We start from the raw sequence: 2,703 nt of genomic DNA, 5'->3' as shown, positions 1-2,703 counted from the left end.
CCGAGACCGCGGTGACGCACATCGCCGTCTACAAGATGGGCGCGGTGGCGGTGCCGCTGTTCACGCTGTTCGGCGTGGACGCGATCCAGTACCGGCTGGCCAACAGCGGCGCGGCGGCGCTGGTGACCGACGCCGAGGGCTGCCGCAAGCTGCTTGAAATCCGCGCCAGTTTGCCGGACCTGAAGGTCATCTATTGCATCGATGGCGAAGGCGAGGGCGGCGCTGTGCCGTTCCATCCGGCGCTGGCCGCCGAGTCCGACGACTACGCCCCGGTGCGCACCGTGGCGGACGACCCCGCCGTCATCATCTATACGTCGGGCACCACGGGCAAGCCCAAGGGCGCGCTGCACGCGCATCGCGTCCTGCTGGGGCATTTGCCCGGGGTGGAGATGTCGCACGAGTTCTTCCCCGAAAACGCCAAGCTGATGTGGACGCCGGCCGACTGGGCCTGGATCGGCGGCCTGCTGGATGTGCTGCTGCCGTCGTGGCACCACGGCGTGCCCGTGCTGGCGCGTCGTTTCGAGAAGTTCGACGGCACCTCCGCCCTGGAACTGATGGCACGCCACGGCGTCACGCACACCTTCCTGCCGCCTACCGCGCTGAAAATGATGCGCGGCGCGGCCTATCCCGAAGCGGCCGGCCCGCTGGCCCTGCGTTCGGTGGCAAGCGGCGGCGAATCGCTGGGGGCCGAGCTCATCGACTGGGGCCGCCGTGTGCTGGGCGTCACCATCAACGAGTTCTATGGCCAGACCGAATGCAACATGCTGGTGTCGTCGTGCTCGTCGCTGTTCGACCCGCAAATCGGCTCGATCGGCCGTGCTGCGCCCGGGCATCGGGTGGCTATTGTGGATGACCAGGGCGTGGAAGTGGCCGATGGACAAGAGGGCAACATCGGCGTATTGCGGCCGGACCCCGTCATGTTCCTGGGCTACTGGAACAACCCCGAGGCCACCGCCGAGAAATTCGTGGGTGACTACCTGCTGACGGGCGACCTGGGCGTGCGCGACGAGCAAGGCTTCATCCGCTTCGTGGGGCGTAATGACGACGTCATCACCAGCGCGGGCTACCGCATCGGCCCCGCACCCATCGAGGACTGCCTGATCGGCCACCCGGCCGTGCGCATGGCGGCGGTGGTGGGCGTGCCGGACGAGCAGCGCACGGAAATCGTGATGGCCTATGTGGTGCTGAACGACGGCTTTGACGGCGACGAGGCGCTGGTCAAGGCCCTGCAGGCGCATGTCCGCACCCGCTTGGCCGCGCATGAATACCCGCGCGCGATCCGCTTTGTAACCAGTTTGCCGACCACCGCCACCGGCAAGATCATTCGCAGGGAGTTGCGTGACGGCCGCTATTCCTGAGCCGTCTCAACCCGTGACAAACTCGTCCATGAGGATGGGTTGACGGGTTGCCCCGCGCTGCAAGTATGATGGCGCAAATTACATACGGCCCCACGCAATTGGGGCCGTATCACCATTTGTCTAAGTATGGAGATAGCCCCAATGAATAAGCCATTGGATGGGGGCCTTGCGGCGTTGAACGTGCCGGCCTACGTCAAGCATCGCGGCCTGATCGACTGGGTGGCCAGTTTTGTCGCGTTGGCCAAACCCGATCGCGTCGTCTGGTGCGACGGCTCGCAAGAGGAATATGACCGCCTGTGCGAACAGATGGTCCAGTCCGGCACGATGCGCAGGCTGAATCCCGCCAAGCGGCCCAATTCGTTCCTGGCGTGCTCGGATCCGTCCGACGTCGCGCGTGTGGAAGACCGCACCTTCATCTGTTCGGACCGGCCCGAAGACGCCGGCCCGACCAACAACTGGGCCGACCCGGCCCAGATGCGCGACACGCTCAACGGCCTGTTCGAAGGCGCCATGCGCGGCCGTACGCTGTACGTCGTGCCGTTCTCGATGGGCCCCCTGGGTTCGGACATTGCCCACATCGGCGTGGAACTGTCCGACAGCCCCTACGTGGCCGTGAACATGCGCATCATGACGCGCATGGGCAAGCAGGTCTATGACGTGCTGGGCACCGACGGCGACTTCGTGCCTTGCGTGCATTCCGTGGGCAAGCCCCTGGCCGCCGGCGAAGCCGACGTGGCCTGGCCGTGCAACCCCACCAAGTACATCGTGCATTTCCCCAAGAGCCGCGAGATCTGGAGCTACGGCTCGGGCTATGGCGGCAATGCGCTGCTGGGCAAGAAGTGCTTTGCGCTGCGCATCGCCTCCACCATGGGGCGCGACCAGGGCTGGCTGGCCGAACACATGCTGATCCTGGGCGTGACCTCGCCCAAGGGCCGCAAATACCACGTGGCCGCCGCGTTCCCGTCCGCCTGCGGCAAGACCAACTTCGCCATGCTGATCCCGCCGCAAGGCATGGACGGCTGGAAGGTCACCACCATCGGCGACGACATCGCCTGGATCAAGCCGGGCGCCGATGGCCGCCTGCACGCCATCAACCCGGAAGCCGGCTATTTCGGCGTGGCTCCGGGCACCAGCGAGCAGACCAACTTCAACGCCATGGCGACCCTGAAGGCCAATGTCATCTTCACCAATGTGGCGCTGACCGATGACGGCGACGTCTGGTGGGAAGGCATGACCGACACGCCGCCCGCGCACCTGATCGACTGGCAAGGCCAGGACTGGACGCCCGCCATCGCGCGCGAAACCGGCCGCAAGGCCGCGCACCCGAACGCGCGCTTCACCGCGC

The 2,703-nt window shown here is 66.2% G+C and carries 2 protein-coding genes; both read left to right on the top strand.

What is annotated here, in order from left to right:
- Positions 1-1,358, top strand: a 1,358-nt coding sequence (locus ACO6D5_RS29875; protein WP_485827409.1) for an acyl-CoA synthetase, incomplete at its 5' end; no start/stop codon positions are given.
- 141 nt (positions 1,359-1,499) lie between these two features.
- Positions 1,500-2,703, top strand: a 1,204-nt coding sequence (locus tag ACO6D5_RS29870) for a phosphoenolpyruvate carboxykinase (GTP) (protein WP_485827408.1), incomplete at its 3' end; no start/stop codon positions are given.

It is taken from the genome of Achromobacter sp., from assembly GCF_057314935.1.
This window is presented reverse-complemented; position numbering and strand designations above follow the sequence as displayed.